Raw genomic sequence first — 22,600 nt, 5'->3', positions numbered from 1 at the left:
CTCTCATGTTCGGCCCCGACGCTTTGAACCATGACAGAGAGCCAGCGCCCGAGCGGCGAGTACCCGATGTACCCCTCGTACGGCAACGGTGACGCGTCGTATCCGCCACCGCCGTCCTACTCCCCCGCACCCCCCGCCGAGCCGGCCGCGCCCCGGCGCCGGGCCAAGCGTCCGGTGGCCCTCCTCGCGGCCGTGGCGATCGTGGCGGCGGCCGTGGGCGGCGGCACCGCCACCGCCATCGGGCAGCTGACCCGCAACGACACGACCGGCACCGGTGCCGGAGGCGTCGTCCCCGGCACCACGGTCTCGCAGAGCAGCAAGGGCACCGTCACCGGTGTCGCCAAGGCCGTCTCACCGATGATCGTCGAGATCAACGCGACCTCGAACGCGGGCAAATCCACCGGCTCCGGGGTGGTCATCACGTCCGACGGCGAGGTCGTCACGAACAACCACGTCATCTCCGGCGCCTCATCGATCAAGGTGACGCTCAGCACCGGCCGCTCGTACACCGCGCATGTCGTCGGCACCGACCCCGACAAGGACCTCGCTCTCATCAAGCTCCAGGGCGCGAGCGGCCTCAAGACGGCCACGCTGGGCGACTCCTCGGCGGTCGCGGTCGGCGACCAGGTCGTCGCGATCGGCTCGCCGGAGGGCCTCACCGGCACCGTCACCAGCGGCATCGTCTCCGCGCTCGACCGCGATGTCACGGTCGCCAAGGACGACGGCGGCAGCGGCCAGGACCAGAGCTGGAGCGGGCCGGGCGGCGGGCAGTGGCCGTTCGAGTTCGGCGGCCGGCAGTTCAACGGGGACACCGGCGACTCCACCACCACGTACAAGGCCATCCAGACCGACGCCTCACTCAACCCCGGCAACTCCGGCGGCGCGCTCATCAACATGAACGGAGAGATCATCGGCATCAACTCCGCGATGTACTCGGCGAGTTCGGCGGGCGGATCGAGCAACTCCGCCGCGGGCAGCGTGGGCCTCGGCTTCGCCATCCCTGTGAACACGCTCAAGGCCGACCTCGCCACCCTGCGGGCCGGCAACGGCTCCTGAGGCGAGGCCGGTGAACGTACGAATCCACCCGACGGCGACCGTGCGAAGCCACCCCGTGGCCGTACGGGACCACCCGACGAGCGTGCGAAGCCGCCCCACGGCCGTACGGGACCACTCCATGAGCACGCGAAGCCGCCCCACGGCCGTACCGGACCAGCCCATGGCCGTGCGAAGCCGCCCCGCGGACATGCGAGGCTGAAGGGAGCAGCACCGGCGGTCTCCGACCAGAGCCCGCCGCAGACCCCTGGCCGCTCCGGAGACCCGGCCGCTTCGGGCACCCGGACCACCCGGGTGTCCCGGCCCCGGGCCCCGGACACCCGCACGGAACGAGGAGGACGAGCAGCGATGAGCCCCGCCGAGGACGATCCGCAGCGCATCCTGGTCGTCGACGACGAGCCCGCCGTACGCGAGGCACTGCAACGCAGCCTCGCGTTCGAGGGGTACGGCACCGAGGTCGCCGTCGACGGTGTCGACGCCCTCGCCAGGGCCGAGTCGTACGCCCCCGACCTCATCGTCCTCGACATCCAGATGCCCCGGATGGACGGCCTGACGGCGGCCCGCAGGCTCCGTTCCGCCGGGACCACCACCCCTATCCTGATGCTCACCGCCCGCGACACCGTCGGCGACCGGGTCACCGGCCTCGACGCGGGTGCCGACGACTACCTGGTCAAGCCCTTCGAACTGGACGAGCTCCTCGCCCGCATCCGGGCCCTGCTGCGCCGCAGCTCGTACGCCACCGCGGCGACCGGCGACGGCACCGACGAGAACGTGCTGGCCTTCGCCGACCTGCGGATGGACCTCGCCACCCGCGAGGTCACCCGGGGCACCCGCCGGGTCGAGCTGACCCGCACCGAGTTCACCCTGCTGGAGATGTTCCTCGCGCATCCGCGCCAGGTGCTCACCCGCGAGCAGATCCTCAAGGCCGTGTGGGGCTTCGACTTCGAACCCAGCTCCAACTCCCTGGACGTGTACGTGATGTACCTGCGCCGCAAGACCGAGGCGGGCGGCGAACCGCGGCTCGTGCACACGGTGCGGGGGGTCGGTTACGCGCTCCGCACGGGCGGCGGTGACGGATGACCGAGGCCCTGCGCCGGCTCCGCACCCTCCCGCTGCGCACCCGGCTCGCGCTGCTGGTGGCGACGGCGGTCGCGTTCGCGGTGGCGGCGGTGGCGGCGGCGTGCTGGTTCGTGACCCGGGAGCAGCTGGAAAACCAGCTGGACTCCTCGCTGCGCAGCTCCGAGATCGACACGAGGTATCTGTCGGACCTGTATGCGTACTGCCGGGGCACGACCCCGCTGCCGCCGCGGCCGTTCACCGGGAAGTACACCGTCCAGCTCATCGACTCCCAGGGCACGGTGTGCGCCGCCCCCGACGTGTCCCCGCTCCCGGTGACCCGGGCGGACATGGCGGTCGTCGACCAGGACCGGCCCGACGCCCTGCACTCGGCCACGGCCGCCAACGGCACAAGGATGCGGGTCTACACCCACCCGCCGGTGCAGATCATCCAGATCCCGGGCGGGGCGACGGGCCGCATCGCGGTGTCCGTCGCGCGCCCGATGAGCGAGATCAACGACCCGCTGTCCACCCTGGCGTGGGTGCTGCTGGTCGTCTCCGGCATCGGCGTCTTCGGTGCGGGGGCGGCCGGTCTCTGGGTCGCCCGCACCGGGCTGCGGCCCGTGGACGAACTCACCGAGGCGGTCGAGCACGTCGCCCGCACCGAGGATCTCACCGTCCGCATCCCGGCGGAGGGCGAGGACGAGATCGCGCGGCTGTCCCGCTCGTTCAACTCCATGACCGCCTCCCTCGCCAGTTCCCGGGACCGCCAGGCGCAGCTGATCGCGGACGCCGGGCACGAGCTGCGGACCCCGCTGACCTCGCTGCGTACCAACATCGAACTCCTTGCCCGAAGTGACGAGACCGGCCGGGCCATCCCGCCGGACGACCGCAAGGCGCTGATGACGTCGGTGAAGGCGCAGATGACGGAGCTGGCGTCGCTCATCGGCGACCTCCAGGAACTGTCCCGCCCCGACGCGGCGACGCCCGGCCCGCTCCAGGTCGTCGCCCTGCACGACATCGCGGACACGGCCCTGGAGCGCGCCCGCCTGCGCGGCCCCGAGCTGACCATCCGGGCCGACCTGACCCGGTGGTACGTACGGGCCGAACCGGCCGCGCTGGAGCGCGCGGTGGTCAACGTCCTGGACAACGCGGTCAAGTTCAGCCCGCCGCGCGGCACGGTCGAGGTCGCCCTGCGGGACGGCGAACTGACGGTACGGGACCACGGCCCCGGCATCCCCGCCGAGGAGCTGCCCCATGTCTTCGAACGCTTCTGGCGTTCCCCGTCCGCCCGCCAGCTCCCTGGCTCCGGCCTCGGCCTGTCCATCGTCGCCCGCACGATCCAGCAGGCGGGCGGAACGGTCGCCCTGCGCCCGGCGCCGGACGAGGACGAAGGAGGCGGCACGATCGCATCGATCCGACTGCCAGGAGCCCCGCAACCGCCGCCGGGGCTGTGAGCGGGGGCGGGGGTCGGCTCACCCGCCACCAGTCCCCCGCCCACGACCCCACCGCACTGCCCCCGGCCGACGATGCCGCCGGCTGCCGCACCCCGACCGCTCCGGCCCGGTATACGACGCCCCGCAGGCCGGACGGCACGTGCTCACGACGCGGGAGCCGGTCGGGACGTTGCCGGCCACCGCCGCCGGATACGCACTCGTGAACATTTCCCGGGACGCCGCCATGGTGTCACCGCTTCGTAAAGGCTCGGTCGGCGCACCGTCCTCGGCGGGCCCGTACACCGTGACGTCGCCGAGCCGAACACAACGCCCATCACATGGAGTTCACTGGAACAGGAGACGGCCGCACACACTGCCGGAGATCTCCACCTGTCAACAACACCATGTCCGCATGAGGTTGTCGCACGGCGCGACCGAAAACCGTCCCTTCCCGCACCCCGCCGGGACCGGGGTTTCGAGTTCGCTCCAGGCGTTGTCCCACCGCGAGGTAGTGTCCTCGACCTAGTGGGATTCGCAGAAACAAACGGGGAGGGACCACGCATGGCGTGGGACGAGTGGGAGCAGATCAAAGCCGACGTGACCGGTCGGCAATCCGTGGCGATGCGCCTGAACCAGGCCCCGGCCGAGCCGGGCCCCTCGGCCGACGGCGCCACGACCGGCACATTGAAGTCCAGCAGGAAGGCGTGGGCCACGGCCGGCGAAGGGATCGGTTCCTTACGCGGGAACATCAGCACCGCGCTGACCCAACTGGACGACGGTCAGGCCGGACTCGGCGAGGTGACGGGTTGCCTGAGCGCGGCGGCGCAGAAGGACGTGTACAGCTCCTGGAAGAAGTACGCCAGAAGTGTCGGCGAACGGTGCGGCACCCTCCAGAAGCTCCTGGAGCAGGCGGGCAATGACCAGTTGGCGACTGACGAAGCGGTCAAGGGCGAACTCGACAGGCTGAAACAGAAGTACGCGGACACGGACGCCGTCGGCGGCCAGGACAGGGGCCGGTGACGGCGGGCATGGACTTCAGCACGCTCAAGACCCTCAAGCCGTCCGAGTTCGAGGAGGCCGCCGACGGGTACCACGCCATGAGCCAGATGGCACAGGCGGCCAAGGACCACATCGAGAACACCGTCGCCGCAGGGATGCGCAAGTCCTTGCGAGGTGAGGCGGCGCAGGCGTCACAGACGCAGCTCCAAGCCCTGGCGGAGAATCTCCACTACGTGCAGACCGAATGCGGCGTGGTCGGCACGGCTCTCAACGGGTTCGCCTTCGACATGACGGCAGCGAAGCGGAAGCTGGACACAGCGCTCGCTGACGCCGTGGCCGACGGCTGCAAGGTGAACGCGGACGGCTCGGTCGCGTATCCGGCGGGCAGAAAAGCCGGCGAGGAGAAGACGGCCGAAGGCGGCACGGTGACCGGGCAGGCCGGGGGCACCAGCACGTCCGACGCCGTGGAACGCCAAGCGGTGAGCATCCACCCGAACCCCAACTACGGCAAGGCCGTGGAGTACGCGAACCGGATCGCCGACGCGCTGAAGGAAGCCACGGAAGCCGACACGAAATGGGCTCCGAAGCTGCGCGCGCTGAAGGCCGACGACGACCTGACCGTGTCCGCACGGGACTGGGCGGACGTCACGTCGGACACGAGCGGCGTACGCGCGGCGGCCGACGCCTATCTCGACACGATCGAACCGCCGCCGAAGAACGATTGGCCTCAGGACAACGCCAACTGGTGGAAGAGCCTCTCCGAGGAGCAGCGCGCCGCCTACCTTTCCATGCATCCCGCGAGCATCGGAGCGCTCGACGGCCTGCCCTCCGACGTGCGCGACGACGCGAACCGTCTGGTGCTCGCGGAACAGCGCGCCGCCAAGCAGGTGGAGTACGACGCCTGGCTCAAGAAGGAGCCCGAACACTACCGGCCCTTCGTCGACCGCGAAACGGGCCTTGAGGTGCCGGGTGCGAGGGTCCCGACCGATGAATGGAAGGAGTGGAGCGAAAAGAAGCAGCAGCTCGAAAACGGCTTCAAGGGCATGGACGCGATCCAGAGACGCTTCGACAGCTACACGAGCGAAAGCAATCGGCCCTATCTGCTCGGATTCGACGGCAACGACATGGGGCGCGCCATCGTCTCCATCGGCAATCCGGACACCGCCGACAACGTGGTGACGTACGTTCCGGGAACGTTCGCCAAGCTGGAGTCCATCGACGGGGACATCAACAGGGCCCAGCTTCTCCAGGCGCAGGCGGAAGCCACCGACGGCTCCCGAGGGACAGCCTCGATCGTGTGGCTCGGTTACGACGCCCCGCAGGGCATCATGACCGAGGCGACGGAGACCAAGTGGGCCGACAAGGCGGAGGTGCCGCTGGGCCACTTCGTGCAGGGCATTGAGGAAGCCAATCATCACGACGTGAACCAGACGCTCCTGGGCCACAGCTACGGGTCCCTGGTGACCGGCCAGACCATGAGCACGCATCTGGACCTGCCGGTCGACAACGCAATCATGGTGGGCAGCCCGGGCGTGGGTGTGGATCACGCGAAGGACCTGAACATCCCGCCGGACCGTGTCTTCGCGGCCACGGCCAAGAACGACCTGATCAACCTCGCCCCGCCCCCGGCGGGCCCTCTCGCTCCCCTCAACCCGAAGGCGTACATGAGGCTTTTCGACGACCACTCGATCGTCCACGGGACCGACCCGGTCTCCGACGACTTCGGCGGCACGGTCTTCGACGTCCCCGACGGGAAGTTCCCGGGCTCGGGCGGCGAGATGATGCCCGCACACTCCCAGTACTGGGACAAGAAACCCCTTAACAGCCTGGCGAAGATCGTCACCGGAGGACAGCCGTGAATCCACGGAAAGCATTCCCGGCTGCTCTGCTACTGGCCATGACGGTCACGGTGACCGCGTGTGGGACACAGGAAGACGACGAAGACACACCGAAGCGGATCACGATGAATGAGCAGCAAGCGATCGACCGGGCAGAAGAGATCATTCGCCAGGCAGTGGACGGCATGTCGCCCAAGCCGACACTGGAGCGTACGGGACCCGAGGCCGTTGGCCCCTGCATCGCCAGAGATGACCACGGCCCCGACGACCGACTGCAAGTCACCCTCTTCTACAAGCTGACCGGGGTTCCGGGAGCCGAGGCCAAGAACCTTGTGCTGCAAGCACGGGATGCCTGGCTGAAGCAGGGCCACAAGTACGACTCATCAGATAAAAAGGACATGTCCGGCCCCTATCCCTGGGTCAGCATGCGCACGGAGCTCAATGATTTCTGGATGGAAGGCATCACGGGGATCTTGGACCGCGCCAAGGGCGAAGGCATCGCTACCCTCAAGGTGAGGTCAGCCTGCTTCCTCCCGCCCGGGAAGTCATCAACACCGGCCACGGCCGACCCCGCCGCGCTGAAAGCCCCGCGGACCGACGATCCCACCAGCAGCCGCGCCCTCGGCCACTCCAGCCGGATCTACGACGCCTTGCAAGTAGCGTCGGCTCCCACACAGCCCGGGGAAGGTCTCAGGACCGTCCGGGACGAGTCCCGCGCATCGGTCCACCACACGTGGTCGACCCAGCCGCTGCCGGAGGCCGAGATCGCCAAGGCCCTGGAACGCGCTCAGGACCACTTCCAGCGCGCGGGCTGGGACGTGCGCCGCCTACCGACGGCGGCGGGCGCCCCTGCCCTGGTCGCACTTCACCCCGAAGAGGGCACGATCGCACAGCTCGCCCCCTCGACCACCGGCGCAGTACGCGTCGCGGTGACGACGCCCGTCTCCGGTCCGACGTCCACGGACGTCTAGGCCGATCCGTTTGGCTCACTCCCGCCGGCCGAGGCTGTCGTTGATGACGTGCGTGATACCAATCGCATCAGCGCCCTGCTCTCGGCCTTCGGTGTCCTTGCCGGCATGTTGTTGCTCGTCCTTGCCATTCATGAGTACCGCTCCGGGGCATCGGCGCTCTGGATCGGGCCCGTCACCCTTGCGCCTGAGCCTCCCGCGCGCGATCACACATGATCCGCATGAGTTGCTCCGCCTGCTGCTCGGAGCCGGCCTCGTCGCGGACCGGCCCGTAGTGCATCTCGATGACGACGTTCCCGACCCGTGCCCTCGACATCAGGTGCTGACCGACCTGACTGGGGTCCGCCATGTACTCGTCCTCGACCGCGTACGCGGCCGTCGCGCTCTCGTCGCCGAACTTCCGCGTCGGGAACGGACGCTCTTTCCGGCTTCCCGGGTTTGTCGGCGACTTCACGAGCGAGGTGTAGCCCTCGGCCGCGAGCGCGGTGCTCGAGCAGGCATACGCCAGGAACCGCACCTTCAGGTCCAGCGTGCGGGAGCCCTCCACCGCCTCGTATTCCGCCGCACCCTGGTGGCACTTCGTTTCACCGCTGGGCTCCGCCCCCGGCGGTCTGGAGGTCCCCCAGGTTCCGGGCAGGTCCGTCAGGCTCGGCATCATCTGCTCGGTCTCGGCCACGCTCAACGCCCGCGCCTTCACACCGCTCCTGCCACCACCGTCCCCCGGTGATCCGTCGGCGAGGAGTCGCACACCTCCGTAGACGACGAGGGCGACGGCGACCAGAAGAGCAGCCGCCAGAACCAGCAGCCCGCCCGTCGTGTTCGGCTTGTTGACGGTGATCGGCCCGAGCGAGATCTGGCTGCCGCGAACCCTGCCGCCGTTGATCACGACGCTGCCGGTCGTATGGCTCGTCGACGCGTTCAGGTGGACCGCCAGAGCGCTCCGGAGAGCCGGGTCCGCCCGTACCTCATCGCGGAGCACCGCCTCCGCTTCCCGACGCGCCCCGGCGTCGTCCGGCGCGGTCTCCAACCCGGCCAGGGCCGCCCGTCCCCGCGGCGTCGTACCCAGCCGCTCCCTCACGGCCCGTACCACCGCGGACGCGGCTTCCTGCCCGAGGTTCGTCGCCGTCCCCGTCAGCGCCGCGGCCAACGCCCCCACAGCCACAGCAGCAAGATCAGTCTCCACGAGCCCCCCTGTACGACCTGCCAGTCCGGAGCCGTGTTGTTCCCCCGTCCGACGCGGAACACACCACTCCGCACGCCGGTCCGAAAACGATCAACGCCGACGGCGTACCGCCTCCGCCCGCAGCTTCGCGGCTCGTACGCCCGGGTCGTAGTCCGGGCCGACGCCCTCGACCAGCACCACGTCTCCCTCGATGTGGTCGCTCCGAAGCCTCAGGATCTCCTGGTACGCGGGGGACTCGTACCAGGCGCGGGCCTCGGCCAGATCGGGGAACTCGATCAGCACCATGCTGCCGGGCCAGCTGCCCTCCACCACCTCGGTCGGTGGCCCGTGGATGACGAAGCGTCCGTGAAAGGGGTCGAGGGTGGCCTGGATGCGCTCCAAGTACTCCAGGATGTCGGGGTGATGACGACGGTTGCGCAGATGCGCGAAGCCATAGGCGGACACGTCGGATCCCTTCGTCGGCTCGTCGGCGTCCCCGTGCGGGGCGACGCTTCGAACGTAGCCACGGGCATCGGCGTACGGCGATTACCTTCGAGGTAGCCGCCACCACCCGTGGTTCCTCAGAGCCCCGGGTTGTGCCGGATCAGTGACTCCACGAGGCCGGACCGGGTGGCCGGGAAGTCCAGCGGGACGATGCCGAGACCGGTCCAGCCGGACGCCTCGGAGCCGCCGAGGAACGAGTGGACCTGGGGGTTGAGCCGATCCGCATTCCATCGCGGGGGCAGCAGGGCCGCGGTGCTGACGTAGTTCATGAACAGCTTCCCGGGCTGCTGGGCGGCCTTGCGGAACTGGGCTTCGATCTTGGAGTACTTGGCGAACGGCTCCGCCATGTAGTCGTCCTGGATGTCGAAGAGCGCGGGGTCGGCGTAGCGTACGCCGGGCAGTCCGCCGTTGTCCGCCAGCAGGACGACCTTGCCGCGCGCCTGCCCCAGCGACGGAAGTGCCGGGTCGATGCGGAACAGCGGGCGCCAGCCCCGTACGTCGAGGTAGTCGTCGAAGACGGCCCGGAACGTCGCGTCGCTCTCCTCCGAGTACTCCTGCTTCACCCGCATCAGCACGGTCTCGGTGGGGTGCCCGGCCAGGAAGTCCCAGCAGGCGCCGAGGACATCGCCGAACATCATGTTCTGGTACGAGGCCCCGTGGTGGATCGCGAACGAGCCGTCGGTCACCCGGCACCGCACGTCGAGAAAGCGGATTCCGCTGCTCAACTGCTCGTCTATCGCGGTATTCTGACACTCCGTCCAGGGTCCGCCATAACGGGCGCCGGAGTCGTGCGATCCGGGGATCGTGAGGCGTTGCAGTGCGGTGGCGTCGGGAAGGGCACCCATCCATTCCTGAGTGGTGAGGGCCTGTCGGGTCCCGGCGCCGGCGGAGCCCGCGCCCAGGAGGACAGTGGCGGTTGCGGCGAGTGCGCCTGCGAGGAACGTGCGACGCGAACCGGCGTACGGGCTGCTCATGCGAGGCGCCTCCGTCTGCGGTGGGGGAACGGCCCTCGGATTATGACGGGTGCACGTCAGAGGCGGAACAGGGCGAACCACTGTCGCGAGCGCAGCCACCGGCCCCGTACGCAGGAAGCGGCCGTACCACCCACTCCAACCAGCGGCCCCCCATGGGCACGCGTGAAGCCGCACGGTTCGCGCCGGCACGGCGCGGCGAGCGCGCCGATGCCGCCGCCTCCGTCCCTCCAACTCGGCGCGCGATGTCGCACGATGGCGCTCCACGGGTGGCAACTCCTGGGCGCTGCCAGCACATCAGGGCCGGGCGGAAGGGGCAGCTGCGCCGGGAATATTCCCGCGAGGCGTCACGTTACTTCTGGGTCCCTCCGCATCGTCACCCCAGGGAGCATCGTGCCCGAAACCATGTCTTCCGCACCTGCCCTTCCCTCCTCCTTCCCCGCCTTGGGCATCCAGGCCGAGCGGCTGATCGAGCTGGGAGTGCACGAGATCGCCGGACTGCCCGCCGCCGAGCTTCGCAGCTTCGCCGAAGCCGCCGAGGACACCGCCGACTCCGACGGCGCCCTGCTCGCCGTTCACCCGGACCGGGCCCCTGCCTCCGTCCTCGCGCCGCTGCTGCGTCGCGAGGACAAGCCGGGATTCGTCGTTGTCGACATGCCCGATGTCGACCTCTTCGCTCCGCTCGACACGGTCCCGCTGCCCGACGCCCCGTTCTACCTCCTCACCGGCGTCGACCGCGGCGACCGGATGGCCGACTGGAGCCCGAACGAGGCGCTGCCCGCCCTGACGGCCGAGGCCCGTACGCCCTTGCTGCTCACCGAGGGCATCCACTGGGTGCTGCAACAACCCACCGCTCTGGAACGCAACCACTGCTTCATGACCATCGGTTCCAGGCTGCGTAAAGCCAACGGCACCCTGGACGCCCGCACGCCCGCGATCTGGATCAGCAACGGCACCGGCAGGGACGGCCGCGAGCGCCGCGACGCACCCAAGGTCGGCTGGTGCTGGGCGGGCAACCGGCACACCTGGCTGGGCTTCGCCTCCGCGACAGGCCGCCGGTCCCAGGGCTCGTAATGGGGAGACCGTTCATAAGCACCTCCGGGCGGTGAAAAGCCGGTGCGGGGTGGTCACCCGTTCCCCAGACTGGGTCCCATGACCGCACCGGACCACGCCAGGAGCGACGAGAGCGCCAAGAGCGATCTCCGCTACTACCTCCAGTCAGCCCGCGACGCCCTGCTGTGGAAGCTCGAAGGGCTCTCCGAGTACGACGTCCGCCGCCCGCGCACACCGACCGGCACCAACCTCCTGGGCCTGGTGAAGCATGTGGCCGGGGTGGAGCTGGGCTATCTCGGCGACACCTTCGGGCGGCCGTCCGGCATAGTGCTTGCCTGCCTCGAAGCGGATGCCGAGCCCAACGTGGACATGTGGGCCACGACCGAGGAGTCGCGCGAACACATCGTGAGCCTCTACCACCAGGCATGGGCGCACGCGGACGCGACGATCGACGCGTTGGCGCTGGACACGGTCGGCAGGGTGCCGTGGTGGCCCGACGGCAGGGACGAGGTGACGTTGCACCATGCCGTGGTGCGCGTGATCGCGGACACTCACCGGCATGCCGGTCACGCCGACATCCTCCGCGAACTCACGGACGGCGCCGTCGGGATGGACAAGGGCAACGGCAACATGCCGCCGGGCGACGCCCGGTGGTGGGAAGACCATCGGAACCGGTTGGAACGCGTGGCCCGGGAGGCCGGTCGGGGCGCCTGACCGAGCCTGGGCAGGGGGTCAAGTCGTGGGACCGGACCCGACCCGGGCCTGGACTTTGGTCCGGGACCGGACCCGGGCCTGGACTTTGGTCGGGCCTGGCCCCCAGCCCCAGCCCCAGCCCCAGCCCCAACCCCAGCCCAGGCTCCGGCTCCGACCCTGGTAAAACGGCAGAGACGGCAGAGACGGCAGAGACGGCAAGAACAGCGGGAGCGACGAGGACCGCAAGGAACGACGAAGACGGCCGGGGGCTTCGAGAACGGCGAGGGGCGGCGGGCCCGTCCGGCCCGCCGCCCCGATTCGTCGTACGCGGAAGTCGTCCTGCGCGCACGGGTGGTTTCCCCGTGGGGGAGTTACTGAATGACCGTGATCCGGTCCGCCGCCGGCGGGGCCAGCGGCGCGGCGGCCGAGGAGTGGGCCGCCAGGTAGGCGTTGAACACGTCCAGGTCGGAGGGGCCGACCAGCTTGTTCGTGCCCTGGCCGAGGGCCGCGAAGCCGTCGCCGCCGCCCGCCAGGAACTCGTTCATGGCGACGCGGTACGTCTTCGCCGGGTCGATCGCCTCACCGTTCAGCTTGATGGTGTCGGTGACCACGCGGGCCGCACCCGACTTCGTCATGTCGAGGGTGTACGTCAGGCCCTTGGAGATCTGGAGGATCTTCGGGCCGGCCTCGTTGGAACCGCTGACCTGCTGCTGGAGCGCGGTGATCAGCTGGGCACCGGTCAGGTCGACGACGTTCATCATGTTGGTGAAGGGCTGCACGGTGAAGGACTCGCCGTACGTCACCACGCCGTCGCCCTCGCTGCCGGACGCCTTGTGGACCAGGTCCGCGCGGATGCCGCCCGGGTTCATCAGGGCCAGGACCGCCCCGCCCTTGTCCGCCGGGGCCAGACCCTCCAGCTGGGCGTCCGCGATCAGGTCGCCGAGCGGCTTCTCGTACGCCGTGGAGCCGCGGCCGTTGATGTCGGCGCTGATGTAGCCCTGCGGACGGTTCGCGATCGGGGCCGCCAGGGCGTTCCAGCGCGCGATCAGGGCCGTCATGTCGTCGGCCTTGGGCTGGTCCCGGGTGACGATGTGGTTGACCGACTGCGGGTTCTGCGCGCCGGCCGACTTCACCGACGTGCGGACGATGTCCTTGGTGCGGCGGTCGTACGTGAGGGTCGTGTCCGTGTACAGCTTGCCGAACGACGACGCCGAGGTGACCATGCGCGGGTTGCCCGCCGGGTCCGGGATGGTGCAGACGTACGCCTGGTGGGTGTGGCCCGTGACCAGGGCGTCGACCTTGGGCGTGATGCCCTTGGCGATGTCGGTGATCGGACCGGAGATGCCGTCACCCGGGCCGGAGCTGTCACAGTCGTAGTTGTACGAGGTGGAAGCGGGCTGCCCGCCCTCGTGGATCAGCGCGACGATGGACTTGACGCCCTGCCGGTCCAGCTCCTTGGCGTACTTGTTGATGGTCTCGATCTCGTCGTGGAACTTCAGGCCCTTGACGCCGTTGGCCGTGACGATGTCCGGCGTACCCTCCAGGGTCACGCCGATGAAGCCGATCTTGACGCCGTTCTTCTTCCACACCGTGTACGGCTTGAGGATCGGGCGGCCGGTCTTCTCGTTCGTCACATTGGCGGCGAGGTACGGGAAGTCGGCACCCTTGAACTTCTTGCCCTTCTCGTAGCACCCCTCGACCGGGTGGCAGCCGCCGTTCTGAAGGCGGGCCAGCTCCGTCGCGCCCTCGTCGAACTCGTGGTTGCCGACGCTCGTGACGTCCAGGTCCAGCTTGTTGAGCGCCTCGATGGTCGGCTCGTCGTGGAAGAGTCCCGACAGCAGCGGGCTCGCGCCGACCATGTCACCACCGGCGGCGGTGATCGAGTACGGGTGCCCCTCGCGCGCCGTGCGCAGCGAGGACGCGAGGTACTCGACCCCGCCGGCCGGGATGGCCTTCGTCGTGCCGTCCGGCTGCGTCTCGGTGACCGTGCCCGCCGAGCCGGCCGGCGGCTCAAGGTTGCCGTGCAGGTCGTTGAAGGACAGCAGCTGCACGTCGACGGTACGGGCGGGCTTGTGGTGGCCGTGACCGTGGCCATGCCCCCGGTCGTGGGCGCCGGCCGGCATCGCGGCGGCGAGCGCGCCGACCGTGGCGAGCCCGGCAGCGGCGGCGAGCACCCGCCGGGACGCGCGGTTCTTCTGCGGTTTCGCTGACATCTGTCCCCTTGTGAGTTCAGCGGAGATCAAAGAGTGTTGACGAGTCTGGAGACGTCGTGCGCAGCCTAGGGTCAACGCGCGTAGCGCGACAGATGTGCGTGGTTACGAACTGGTTGCCATGCGGTCGGAATCACGACTGATTGCCCATATCACCCGTACGGCTTACATATACGGGCAGAAACGTCACCGCACGTGCGGCCTCCGGATGGCTGTGCGGCATGGAAAAGGAACCCATGACGCGGGCGACCATACCGGCCCAGCGGCGGACCGCCCCGGAACTGCCGCCCGGTTTCTACGTCGCCGCGGTGGACCGCTTCCCGCGCGCCCCGGAGCGCGACGCGACCGGACCCGCGGCATCCTCATCGCGGAGAGCCGGGACGAGACGACCGTGGAGTTCGCCCTCCGGTTGCAGAACCAGCCGCTCGCGGTCAGCACGTACGCGACCCTGCCCCCGGGGGTACGGGAACTCATGCCCGGCTCGGAGGACCTGTCCCGGGTCACCCGCGAGGCGCTCCGTCGCGGAGGCGGAGGAGGCTGAGCCCCGAGGGCGACTGAGCCCCTGAGGAGACCGAGCCGCGAGGGCGACTGAGCCCCTGAGGAGACCGAGCCGTATGTGGCCGCACCCCCCGGCCTCGGCCCGTGGCACCGTGGCCGCCCCCGCTCCGTGCCGTTGTGGCTCTCCCTGGTCCCGTGACACCCGCCAACCGCCGCCTCGCCCCCGTACGCTCGTACACATGACGACTGACGTACCTCTGCCCGCCCCCGGGCGGGAGATCCAGACGCTCGACGCCCTCTCCCCCGAACAGGCCCAGGCGGTGTCCGATCTGCTCGCCGACGCGGCCCGCTCCGACGGCAGGCAGGCCGTGTCCGAGCAGGGGCGGCTGCAGCTGCGGGGCGGGCGGCGCGAGGGAGTGCGGCATCTGCTGCTCAGCAGCGGACCGACCCTGGTGGGGTACGCGCAGCTGGAGGACACCGACCCCGTCGAGGCACCGGCCGCCGAGCTGGTGGTCCACCCGGCGTACCGCGGGCAGGGACACGGGCGTGCGCTCGGTGCTGCGCTGCTCGCCGTGACGGGCAAGCGACTGCGCGTGTGGGCGCACGGCGGGAAGTCCGCCGCCCGGCATCTGTCCCAGGTCCTCGGCCTCTCCCTCTTCCGTGAACTGCGCCAGCTGCGCCGCCCGTTGACCCCGCCGGACATCCCGGAGCCGGTTCTGCCGCCCGGTGTCACGATCCGCGCCTTCGTTCCCGGCGAGGACGACGCCGCCTGGCTCGCGGTGAACCGCGCGGCCTTCGCCCACCACCCCGAGCAGGGCTCGCTGACCCAGCGCGACCTGGACGACCGCAAGGCGGAGCCCTGGTTCGACCCGAAGGGCTTCTTCCTCGCCGAGCGCGACGGCGAACTGATCGGCTTCCACTGGACGAAGGTGCACGCCGAGGAGCAGCTCGGCGAGGTGTACGTCCTCGGCATCCGGCCGGAGGCCCAGGGCGGCGGCCTCGGCAAGGCGCTCACCGCGATCGGGCTGCGCCACCTCGCCGCGCAGGGGCTGCCGACCGCGATGCTCTACGTCGACGCGGACAACAAGGCCGCCCTGACCGTCTACGAGCGCATGGGCTTCGCGACCCACGAGGTGGACCTGATGTACCGCACGGAGACCTGAGCCGGAGCGGGAACCGCCCGGCGGGACGAGGGGCGGTGTCGAGCGGACACCGGAATCGGATGTCCGCTTGACACCGCCCCTCTCTTGCAACACCCTTTCACTACTTGATTAGCGAAAGGGGGAAAACATGGCAGGACCCGCAGCGATCGAGTACCGCATCGACCGGCGCAGTGGCGTCGCCACGTACCTCCAGATCGTCCAGCAGACCAAACAGGCCCTCCGGCTCGGCCTGCTGGAGCCCGGCGACCGGCTGCCCGCCGCGCGAGAGGTCGTGGAGGCCACCGCCATCAACCCGAACACCGTGCTCAAGGCGTACCGGGAACTGGAGCGCGAGGGCCTGGTCGAGGGCAGGCGCGGGCTCGGCACCTTCGTCACGCGGACGCTCGGCGGCGCGGCGGCCGTCGACGACACCCCGCTGCGCGCCGAACTCGCCGACTGGACCCGGCGGGCCCGCGCGGCCGGCCTGGAGAAGGACGACGTGAGCGCGCTCTTCACCGCCGTACTGGACAGGACTTTCGAGGGGGATCAGCCCGGATGACCCGGATGACAGGAGCCACGAGCACAGCGGGCGCGGGGAGCGCCGCGGCGGCAGGCGCCGCGATCGAGGCCGTCGGCCTCGGCATGAAGTACCGGAGCAGGAGGGGCGGGGGCTGGGCGCTGCGCGACTGTTCGTTCCGGTTGCCCGCCGGGCGCGTGTGCGCTCTCGTCGGGCCCAACGGCGCGGGCAAGTCCACCCTGCTCGCCCTGGCCGCGGGCTTTCTGCGGGCTGCCGAGGGGACGATACGGGTGCTGGGCGCGGCGCCCGGCGAGGCGCGGGCGCGGGTGGCGTTCGTGGCCCAGGACAAGCCGTTGTACCCGCAGTTGACGGTCGCCGGGACGCTCTGGGCGGGTGCCGAGCTGAACCCGGACACCTGGGACCAGGACACCGCCGAACGCATCGCCGGGGACCTCCCGCGCGACGCGACGGTCCGTACCCTCTCGGGCGGTCAGCGCACCCGGCTCGCGCTGGCCCTCGCCCTCGGCAAACGCCCCGAACTGCTCCTGCTGGACGAGCCGATGGCGGATCTCGACCCGCTCGCCCGCCACCGGTTGATGGGCGCGCTCATGGCGGAGGCCGCCGAGCACTCCACCACCATCGTGATGTCCTCGCACATCCTCGGCGAGCTGGAGAACGCCTGCGACTACCTCCTGCTGGTCGACGGCGGCCGGGTCCGGCTGGGCGGCGAGACGGACGACCTCCTCGCCGTGCACGCCCTGCTCACCGGCCCGGTACGGGACACCGCGCCGCACACCGTCGTCGAGTCGCGCACGACGGGGCGGACGCAGACCACGCTGGTGCGCAGGCAGGGCCTCGTGGACACGAGCGTCTGGGATGCGGCGGAGCCCTCGCTGGAGGAGCTGCTGCTGGCCCATCTGCGGTCGCCGGAGGCGCCCGCCCTGCTGACGCCGAGCGCCGAGGCCGGCAAGGAGGTGGCGGCATGAGCGCGATCGGCATCTCCCCCTCGCGGGACACCACCCGCACGACCTCCGGCACCGCCGCGCATAGCGGTCTGCGCGGACAGATCCGCGTTCTCCTGCGCCAGCACCGGCGCGTCCTGTGGGGCTGGGGCGCACTGCTGCTGCTCGGCGTCGGCGTCGTGGTCGCGTTGCGGATCTGGGTCACGGTCGCGGGCCGCGAGGAACTGTGCGCCGACGGCGACATCACCCCTTGCGGCGACGACGTCTACCAGTCCACCTACGCGCGCACGAGCGCCGAGACGTTCCTGGCGGACGGCGGCACCGCCATGATGGTGCTCGCCGTGCTCGTCGGAGCCTTCGTGGCAGGCCCGCTGATCGCCCGGGAGCTGGAGAGCGGGACGTTCCGGATGGCCTGGGCCCAGTCCAGCTCCCCCGCGCAGTGGCTGGCGGCGCGGCTCGCGGTGCCCGCCGCCCTGGCGGCCTCCGGCGCCGTCGTTCTGGTCCCGGTCTACCACTGGGGACGTTCCCAGCTGGTGAACAGCCCGTACGTCTACGGACTCGGCTGGTACCAGCCGGGCGTGTACCCGGTCATGGGGCCGGTGTCCGTCGGGTACGTACTGCTGGCGGTCGCCGTGGGCGCGCTCATCGCCCTGCTCGTGCGTCGCACCCTCGTCTCCATCGCCGTGTCCGTCCTCGTCCTGGGCCTCGTGATGAAGATCCAGCAGCGGGTACGCGAGGACCTCTGGCCGACGGCCCGGGCCCTCGGCGACCACCGGCCGAAGGGCGATGTCTGGTGGGTCGACTCGGGCATGCTCACGGCCGCGGGCAAGGAGGTGTACCGGGGGGACTGCCCCGACGCCTACACGACGGCCGATCCCGGCGCCTGCATGCGCGAGCTCGGCGGTGTCACCGAATTCGGCGACTACCACCCCGCCTCGCACTTCTGGCCGCTCCAAATCGTCGAGACCGGCATCCTGCTCGCCCTGGCCGCGCTCGCCGTCCTCCTCGCGTTCCGGGTGCTGCGGCGTCGGCACGGCTGACCGCGCCGTCCCGGCCCCCTCCCCGGAGGGGGCCGGGACGGACCGCGCACGGCACACCGCATCCTGCACGTCATGTTGCCGTTACCAGCCATTCAGAAGGACTTGCCACCCTCTCGGAATGCAGCCAGCTGTGCCGACCCCTCACGACGGGAGAAATCCCGGTGGAGACCAGGCGAGCCACGAGAGCCACGCCGGCCATGTGAACCGCACACACCTCACACACCTCACACACCTCACGGGCCTCACGGGCCTCACGGGCCTCACGGGCCTCACGGGCCTCACGGGCCTCACGGGCCTTGGGGACCGTACGGTCCCCGAAGCGCGCGCCGAGCGCCCCGGGCGCGCGAACGCCGCCGCCCCCACGAGCCGTACGAACCGCACGAGCCGCACGGACGGCGCTCCGGACCGTACGGACCGCGCGTTCCCCATGGTCTCCACGTCCTCCGGCGCGCCCTCGAAGCCCCGGGCGCGGAAGAATGGGTTCATGAGCCAGCAGCCCAGCTCCGAGGTCCCGGTCAGGTCCACCGCGCAGCCGTCGGTCGGCTCGCTCGCCGCACACCGGCCGCACGCCGTCGCCGCTTCCTCACGCGACGGGGCCGCCCTGTCCACCGCCGCCGACCTCGATCCCGACATCGACGGCGACGTCGACGCGTACGAGCCCGACATCGACGGCGACGAGCTGCCGCACGACCGGTTCCTGGACCGGGAACGCAGCTGGCTCGCGTTCAACGAGCGGGTGCTCGAACTGGCCGAGGACCCGGCGACCCCGCTCCTCGAACGGGCTAATTTCCTCGCCATCTTCGCCTCGAACCTGGACGAGTTCTTCATGGTCCGGGTGGCCGGGCTCAAGCGCCGCATAGCCACCGGTGTCGCCACCCGTTCCGCCTCCGGGCTCCAGCCCCGCGAGGTCCTGGACCTGATCTGGACCCGCTCGCGCGAACTCATGGCCCGGCACGCGGCCTGTTACCAGCAGGACGTGGCCCCCGCCCTGTCCGACGAGGGCATCCAGCTGATCCGCTGGCCCGATCTGACCGAGAAGGAGCAGGCCCGCCTGTTCACCTTCTTCCGGCAGCGCGTGTTCCCGGTGCTGACGCCGCTGGCCGTCGACCCGGCGCACCCCTTCCCGTACATCTCCGGGCTCTCGCTCAACCTGGCCGTCGTCGTGCGCAACCCGGTCAGTGGGCACCGCCACTTCGCCCGGGTCAAGGTGCCGCCGCTGCTGACCCGCTTCCTGGAGGCGTCGCCGCAGCGGTACGTACCCATAGAGGACATCATCGCCGCCCACCTCGAAGAGCTCTTCCCGGGCATGGAGGTCCTCGCCCACCACATGTTCCGGGTCACCCGGAACGAGGATCTGGAGGTCGAGGAGGACGACGCCGAGAACCTCCTCAAGGCCCTGGAGAAGGAGCTCATGCGGCGCCGCTTCGGCCCGCCCGTCCGCCTGGAGGTCGAGGAGTCCATCGACCCGTACGTGCTGGACCTGCTGGTGCGCGAGCTGAAGGTGTCCGACGCCGAGGTCTACCCGCTGCCCGGACCACTCGACCTGACCGGGCTGTTCGGCATCGCGTCCCTGGACCGGCCCGAGCTGAAGTACCCCAAGTTCATCGCGGGCACCCACCGCGACCTCGCGGAGGTCGAGTCCGCCTCCGCGCCCGACATCTTCGCCGCGCTGCGCGAACGCGACGTACTGCTGCACCACCCGTACGACTCGTTCTCCACCTCCGTCCAGGCGTTCCTGGAGCAGGCCGCCGCCGACCCCGACGTCCTCGCCATCAAGCAGACCCTGTACCGGACCTCGGGCGAGTCACCGATAGTGGAAGCCCTGATCGACGCCGCCGAGTCCGGCAAGCAGGTCCTCGTCCTCGTCGAGATCAAGGCCCGCTTCGACGAGCAGGCCAACATCAAGTGGGCGCGCAAGCTGGAGGAGGCCGGCTGCCACGTCGTCTACGGACTCGTCGGCCTCAAGACCCACTGCAAGCTCTCGCTCGTCGTCCGCCAGGAGGGCGACACACTGCGCCGCTACGCGCACGTCGGCACCGGCAACTACCACCCCAAGACCGCCCGGCTGTACGAGGACCTCGGCCTGCTGACCTCGGACCCGCAGGTCGGGGCGGACCTCTCCGACCTGTTCAACCGGCTCTCCGGCTACTCCCGCCGCGAGACCTACCGCCGCCTCCTGGTGGCCCCGCGCTCGCTGCGCGACGGGCTGATCGCCCGGATCGACAAGGAGATCACGCACCAGCGGGCCGGGCGGACCGCCTACGTGCGCATCAAGGTCAACTCCATGGTCGACGAGGCGGTCATCGACGCCTGCTACCGGGCGGCGATGACCGGGGTCCCGGTGGACATCTGGGTACGCGGCATCTGCGCGATACGCCCCGGCGTCCCCGGCCTCTCCGAGAACATCCGGGTCCGCTCGATCCTGGGACGCTTCCTGGAGCACTCCCGGATCTTCGCGTTCGGCAACGGCGGCGAACCCGAGGTGTGGTTCGGCAGCGCCGACATGATGCACCGCAACCTCGACCGCCGGATCGAAGCACTGGTCCGGGTCACCGACCCCGCCCACCGCGCCGCACTCAACCGGCTCATGGAGACCGGCATGGCCGACACCACGTCCTCCTGGCACCTCGGTCCCGACGGGAACTGGACCCGCCGCTCCACGGACGCGGACGGCCAGCCGCTGCGGCACGTACAGGAAATGCTCATTGACGCCCGGAGGCGCCGGCGTGCGACGCCATGACCACCAGACGACGACGCAGGCGGACCTTACGGCGGGCGCGGTGCTCGCGCCCTACCTTCAGGAACGGGCCGCCGAATTCCTCCGCAGCCTGCGCCTGCACCGCGAGCACAGCGCGTCCTCGGATGCCGGGACCCGCACCGCCGAGGAGGCCGCCGCCGCGCTGCGCCGCTCCTCGCGCCGGATCGGCGGCACCCTGCACACCTTCCGGACGGTACTGGACCCGGCCTGGGCCGAACATCTGCGCGCCGAACTGGCCTGGCTGTCGGGCACCCTGGCCCGGGAACACGCCTACGCGACCCGGCTGAACCGGCTCCTCGAAGCGCTGCACCACGTGTCCGGCGGGCCGCTGCCCGCCGCCCGCAAGGCAACGGGAGCCGGACCGCACGGACCCGACGACAAGGACCGTGCCGCCCTCGGCGTCGGCGCGGCCCGCGCCGGGGCCCTGCTGGAGCGCCAGCTGACCCTCGCCCGGACCCGCGCCCACTCCGCCGCGCTCCAGGCACTCGGCTCCTCTCGCTTCCACGCGGTGGCCGACGCCGTGGCGCTGCTCGCCTCCGAGGTCCCGCTCGCCGCGTCGGCCGCCGCCCCGGCCCACGAGATGCTGCACGACCCCGCCGAACGGGCCGAGCAGCAGCTGCTGGCCGCGGTGGCCGCGCTGCCGCCGGACGGGGCGACCGAGCCGTACAACGAGGCGCTGGACGCGCCCTGGCACCGGACCCGGCTGCTGCTGCGGCTGCACCGGTACGCCCACGAGGTGGTCCGCGGCGCCCCGGACCCGGTCCTGACCGCGGCGGGGCGCGCCCTCGACCTGCACCGGGACGCGGCGGAGGCCGCCGCGGCGGCGGCATCGGCGGCCCGCACCCCCCGGATCGCGCCCGCGACCGCGTACGCCCTCGGGGTGCTGCACGCGGACCAGCGGCACGAGGCGGGGGCGGCGCGCGGGATGTTCCGGGCGAGCTGGCCGTACGCCTCGGCGGCGGTGACCACGCCATGAGCAGGCCGCCCGCGCCCGGTCCCCACGCCGCGTCCGCCGGAAGGTCCGCCGCCGCCCGCACCGCAGGCACCGACGCCGCCGCCCGGCCCGGGGAACCCGACGCCGCCGCCCGGCCCGGGAGGCCGACGGGCAAACGCTCCGCGAACGGACCGGTCCTGGCGGCCGGATGCGTGCTGTGGCGGCGTTCGGAACGCACCGGCGGCATGGAGATCTGCCTGGTGCACCGGCCCCGTTACGACGACTGGTCGCACCCCAAGGGCAAGTTGAAGCGCGGCGAGTCGGCCCGGGACGCCGCCCGCCGCGAGGTCCTGGAGGAGACCGGTCACCACTGCGCGCTGGGGACCGTGCTCCCCACGGTGCGGTACGCCGTGAACGGGCGGCCCAAGGAGGTCGCCTACTGGGCGGCCGAGGCCACCGGCGGCACGTTCGTGCCGGGATCCGAGGTCGACCGGCTGGTCTGGCTCGCCCCGGCGGACGCCCGGGCCCGCCTCACGCAGGACCACGACCGGGACCTGCTCGACGTCTGGCTCGCCGGCCTGCCGGCCGTCTGACCGCCCCGCCCGGCCCGTCGGCCGGTGTCCGGCACCACCGCCCGGCCCGTCGGCCGTCCGACGCGCCCGTACCGGCCTCGTGGCCCGTGCCCGGGCCGGGACCACCGTCGGTCCTGGACCGCGCCCCGGTCCGGGACCGGAGCCGCCCCCGGACCGGACCGGGGGCGGCTGGCGAGAACCGCACCGTCCAGCACGGTTCACCTCCCGTTCACC

General features: G+C 70.9%; 20 protein-coding genes. 16 read left to right on the top strand and 4 right to left on the bottom strand.

Annotated features, from left to right (window positions below):
• The first annotated feature begins 30 nt into the window (after positions 1-30).
• The 6 genes from AMK22_RS16620 to AMK22_RS16595 all read left to right on the top strand — a co-directional run bounded on the left by AMK22_RS16620 (position 31) and on the right by AMK22_RS16595 (position 7,353).
• A complete protein-coding gene (locus AMK22_RS16620) occupies positions 31-1,056 on the top strand; it encodes a S1C family serine protease (protein ID WP_073785767.1) in 1,026 nt (341 codons plus the stop codon).
• A 345-nt stretch (positions 1,057-1,401) separates the two neighbouring features.
• Positions 1,402-2,133 (top strand): response regulator transcription factor, encoded by a 732-nt coding sequence (locus tag AMK22_RS16615; RefSeq protein ID WP_073785765.1) that lies wholly within the window; start codon positions 1,402-1,404, stop codon positions 2,131-2,133.
• A complete protein-coding gene (locus AMK22_RS16610) occupies positions 2,130-3,566 on the top strand; it encodes a sensor histidine kinase (RefSeq protein WP_073785763.1) in 1,437 nt (478 codons plus the stop codon). The genes AMK22_RS16615 and AMK22_RS16610 overlap by 4 nt, the downstream gene beginning before the upstream one ends.
• A 540-nt stretch (positions 3,567-4,106) precedes the next feature.
• Complete coding sequence (locus tag AMK22_RS16605) at positions 4,107-4,565, top strand: hypothetical protein (protein ID WP_073785761.1); 459 nt, start codon at positions 4,107-4,109, stop codon at positions 4,563-4,565.
• A gap of 8 nt (positions 4,566-4,573) precedes the next feature.
• Entirely contained in the window at positions 4,574-6,403 is a 1,830-nt protein-coding gene (locus tag AMK22_RS16600; protein ID WP_073786008.1) for an alpha/beta hydrolase, read from the top strand.
• Positions 6,404-6,441: 38 nt separating this feature from the next.
• On the top strand, positions 6,442-7,353 hold the full coding sequence (locus tag AMK22_RS16595) for a hypothetical protein (protein WP_073785759.1): 912 nt from the start codon (positions 6,442-6,444) through the stop codon (positions 7,351-7,353).
• Between the two features lie 172 nt (positions 7,354-7,525).
• Here AMK22_RS16595 and AMK22_RS16590 read toward each other — a convergent pair whose 3' ends face one another.
• The 3 genes from AMK22_RS16590 to AMK22_RS16580 all read right to left on the bottom strand — a co-directional run bounded on the left by AMK22_RS16590 (position 7,526) and on the right by AMK22_RS16580 (position 9,990).
• Complete coding sequence (locus AMK22_RS16590) at positions 7,526-8,533, bottom strand: hypothetical protein (RefSeq protein WP_143203568.1); 1,008 nt, start codon at positions 8,531-8,533, stop codon at positions 7,526-7,528.
• Positions 8,534-8,623: 90 nt separating this feature from the next.
• Entirely contained in the window at positions 8,624-8,977 is a 354-nt protein-coding gene (locus AMK22_RS16585) for a DUF1330 domain-containing protein (RefSeq protein ID WP_073785755.1), read from the bottom strand.
• Positions 8,978-9,093: 116 nt separating this feature from the next.
• Entirely contained in the window at positions 9,094-9,990 is an 897-nt protein-coding gene (locus tag AMK22_RS16580; RefSeq protein WP_073785753.1) for a phosphatidylinositol-specific phospholipase C, read from the bottom strand.
• Positions 9,991-10,392: 402 nt separating this feature from the next.
• Between AMK22_RS16580 and AMK22_RS16575 the strand changes: the two genes are divergently transcribed.
• Together AMK22_RS16575 and AMK22_RS16570 are read left to right on the top strand one after the other, a co-directional pair.
• Positions 10,393-11,061, top strand: a complete 669-nt coding sequence (locus AMK22_RS16575) for a DUF5701 family protein (RefSeq protein ID WP_107430567.1) — start codon at positions 10,393-10,395, stop codon at positions 11,059-11,061.
• Positions 11,062-11,139: 78 nt separating this feature from the next.
• Positions 11,140-11,754, top strand: a complete 615-nt coding sequence (locus tag AMK22_RS16570; protein WP_073785749.1) for a DinB family protein — start codon at positions 11,140-11,142, stop codon at positions 11,752-11,754.
• A 350-nt stretch (positions 11,755-12,104) separates the two neighbouring features.
• On the opposite strand, the gene AMK22_RS16565 is transcribed toward AMK22_RS16570, so the two are convergent.
• A complete protein-coding gene (locus AMK22_RS16565) occupies positions 12,105-13,946 on the bottom strand; it encodes a bifunctional metallophosphatase/5'-nucleotidase (protein ID WP_073785747.1) in 1,842 nt (613 codons plus the stop codon).
• A gap of 388 nt (positions 13,947-14,334) precedes the next feature.
• Here AMK22_RS16565 and AMK22_RS40905 point away from each other — a divergent pair, with 388 nt between their 5' ends.
• The 8 genes from AMK22_RS40905 (at position 14,335) to AMK22_RS16525 (ending at position 22,387) form a co-directional block, all read left to right on the top strand.
• A complete protein-coding gene (locus AMK22_RS40905; RefSeq protein ID WP_242434002.1) occupies positions 14,335-14,484 on the top strand; it encodes a hypothetical protein in 150 nt (49 codons plus the stop codon).
• 196 nt (positions 14,485-14,680) lie between these two features.
• On the top strand, positions 14,681-15,604 hold the full coding sequence (gene mshD, locus AMK22_RS16555; protein WP_073785745.1) for a mycothiol synthase: 924 nt from the start codon (positions 14,681-14,683) through the stop codon (positions 15,602-15,604).
• 127 nt (positions 15,605-15,731) lie between these two features.
• Positions 15,732-16,142, top strand: a complete 411-nt coding sequence (locus AMK22_RS16550) for a GntR family transcriptional regulator (protein ID WP_073785743.1) — start codon at positions 15,732-15,734, stop codon at positions 16,140-16,142.
• Positions 16,143-16,147: 5 nt separating this feature from the next.
• Positions 16,148-17,086 carry an ABC transporter ATP-binding protein gene (locus AMK22_RS16545; RefSeq protein ID WP_073786006.1) on the top strand — a complete coding sequence of 313 codons (939 nt, stop codon included), beginning with the start codon at positions 16,148-16,150 and terminating at the stop codon, positions 17,084-17,086.
• Positions 17,083-18,102: an ABC transporter permease gene (locus tag AMK22_RS16540; RefSeq protein WP_073785741.1), complete on the top strand. Its 1,020-nt coding sequence runs from the start codon at positions 17,083-17,085 to the stop codon at positions 18,100-18,102. The genes AMK22_RS16545 and AMK22_RS16540 overlap by 4 nt, the downstream gene beginning before the upstream one ends.
• A gap of 484 nt (positions 18,103-18,586) precedes the next feature.
• Positions 18,587-20,842, top strand: a complete 2,256-nt coding sequence (locus tag AMK22_RS16535) for an RNA degradosome polyphosphate kinase (RefSeq protein ID WP_073786003.1) — start codon at positions 18,587-18,589, stop codon at positions 20,840-20,842.
• Positions 20,829-21,836, top strand: coding sequence for a CHAD domain-containing protein (locus AMK22_RS16530; RefSeq protein WP_073786005.1), 1,008 nt, complete (start codon positions 20,829-20,831; stop codon positions 21,834-21,836). Before AMK22_RS16535 ends, AMK22_RS16530 begins: the two co-directional genes overlap by 14 nt.
• On the top strand, positions 21,833-22,387 hold the full coding sequence (locus tag AMK22_RS16525) for an NUDIX hydrolase (RefSeq protein WP_079186193.1): 555 nt from the start codon (positions 21,833-21,835) through the stop codon (positions 22,385-22,387). The genes AMK22_RS16530 and AMK22_RS16525 overlap by 4 nt, the downstream gene beginning before the upstream one ends.
• The last annotated feature ends 213 nt before the right edge of the window (positions 22,388-22,600 follow it).

This window comes from Streptomyces sp. CB01580 (assembly GCF_001905795.1).
Lineage (GTDB): Bacteria > Actinomycetota > Actinomycetes > Streptomycetales > Streptomycetaceae > Streptomyces.
Note: the sequence above shows the minus strand (reverse complement) of the source record. Positions and strands in the feature narration are given on the sequence as shown.

What these genes read in the sequence shown, in the direction of transcription:
- AMK22_RS16620 (WP_073785767.1), top strand. Translation starts at nt 31, where the DNA reads ATGACAGAGAGCCAGCGCCCGAGCGGCGAGTACCCGATGTACCCCTCG.
- AMK22_RS16615 (WP_073785765.1), top strand. Translation starts at nt 1,402, where the DNA reads ATGAGCCCCGCCGAGGACGATCCGCAGCGCATCCTGGTCGTCGACGAC.
- AMK22_RS16610 (WP_073785763.1), top strand. Translation starts at nt 2,130, where the DNA reads ATGACCGAGGCCCTGCGCCGGCTCCGCACCCTCCCGCTGCGCACCCGG.
- AMK22_RS16605 (WP_073785761.1), top strand. Translation starts at nt 4,107, where the DNA reads ATGGCGTGGGACGAGTGGGAGCAGATCAAAGCCGACGTGACCGGTCGG.
- AMK22_RS16600 (WP_073786008.1), top strand. Translation starts at nt 4,574, where the DNA reads ATGGACTTCAGCACGCTCAAGACCCTCAAGCCGTCCGAGTTCGAGGAG.
- AMK22_RS16595 (WP_073785759.1), top strand. Translation starts at nt 6,442, where the DNA reads ATGACGGTCACGGTGACCGCGTGTGGGACACAGGAAGACGACGAAGAC.
- AMK22_RS16580 (WP_073785753.1), bottom strand. Translation starts at nt 9,990, where the DNA reads ATGAGCAGCCCGTACGCCGGTTCGCGTCGCACGTTCCTCGCAGGCGCA.
- AMK22_RS16575 (WP_107430567.1), top strand. Translation starts at nt 10,393, where the DNA reads ATGTCTTCCGCACCTGCCCTTCCCTCCTCCTTCCCCGCCTTGGGCATC.
- AMK22_RS16570 (WP_073785749.1), top strand. Translation starts at nt 11,140, where the DNA reads ATGACCGCACCGGACCACGCCAGGAGCGACGAGAGCGCCAAGAGCGAT.
- AMK22_RS16565 (WP_073785747.1), bottom strand. Translation starts at nt 13,946, where the DNA reads ATGTCAGCGAAACCGCAGAAGAACCGCGCGTCCCGGCGGGTGCTCGCC.
- mshD (WP_073785745.1), top strand. Translation starts at nt 14,681, where the DNA reads ATGACGACTGACGTACCTCTGCCCGCCCCCGGGCGGGAGATCCAGACG.
- AMK22_RS16550 (WP_073785743.1), top strand. Translation starts at nt 15,732, where the DNA reads ATGGCAGGACCCGCAGCGATCGAGTACCGCATCGACCGGCGCAGTGGC.
- AMK22_RS16545 (WP_073786006.1), top strand. Translation starts at nt 16,148, where the DNA reads ATGACAGGAGCCACGAGCACAGCGGGCGCGGGGAGCGCCGCGGCGGCA.
- AMK22_RS16540 (WP_073785741.1), top strand. Translation starts at nt 17,083, where the DNA reads ATGAGCGCGATCGGCATCTCCCCCTCGCGGGACACCACCCGCACGACC.
- AMK22_RS16535 (WP_073786003.1), top strand. Translation starts at nt 18,587, where the DNA reads ATGAGCCAGCAGCCCAGCTCCGAGGTCCCGGTCAGGTCCACCGCGCAG.
- AMK22_RS16525 (WP_079186193.1), top strand. Translation starts at nt 21,833, where the DNA reads ATGAGCAGGCCGCCCGCGCCCGGTCCCCACGCCGCGTCCGCCGGAAGG.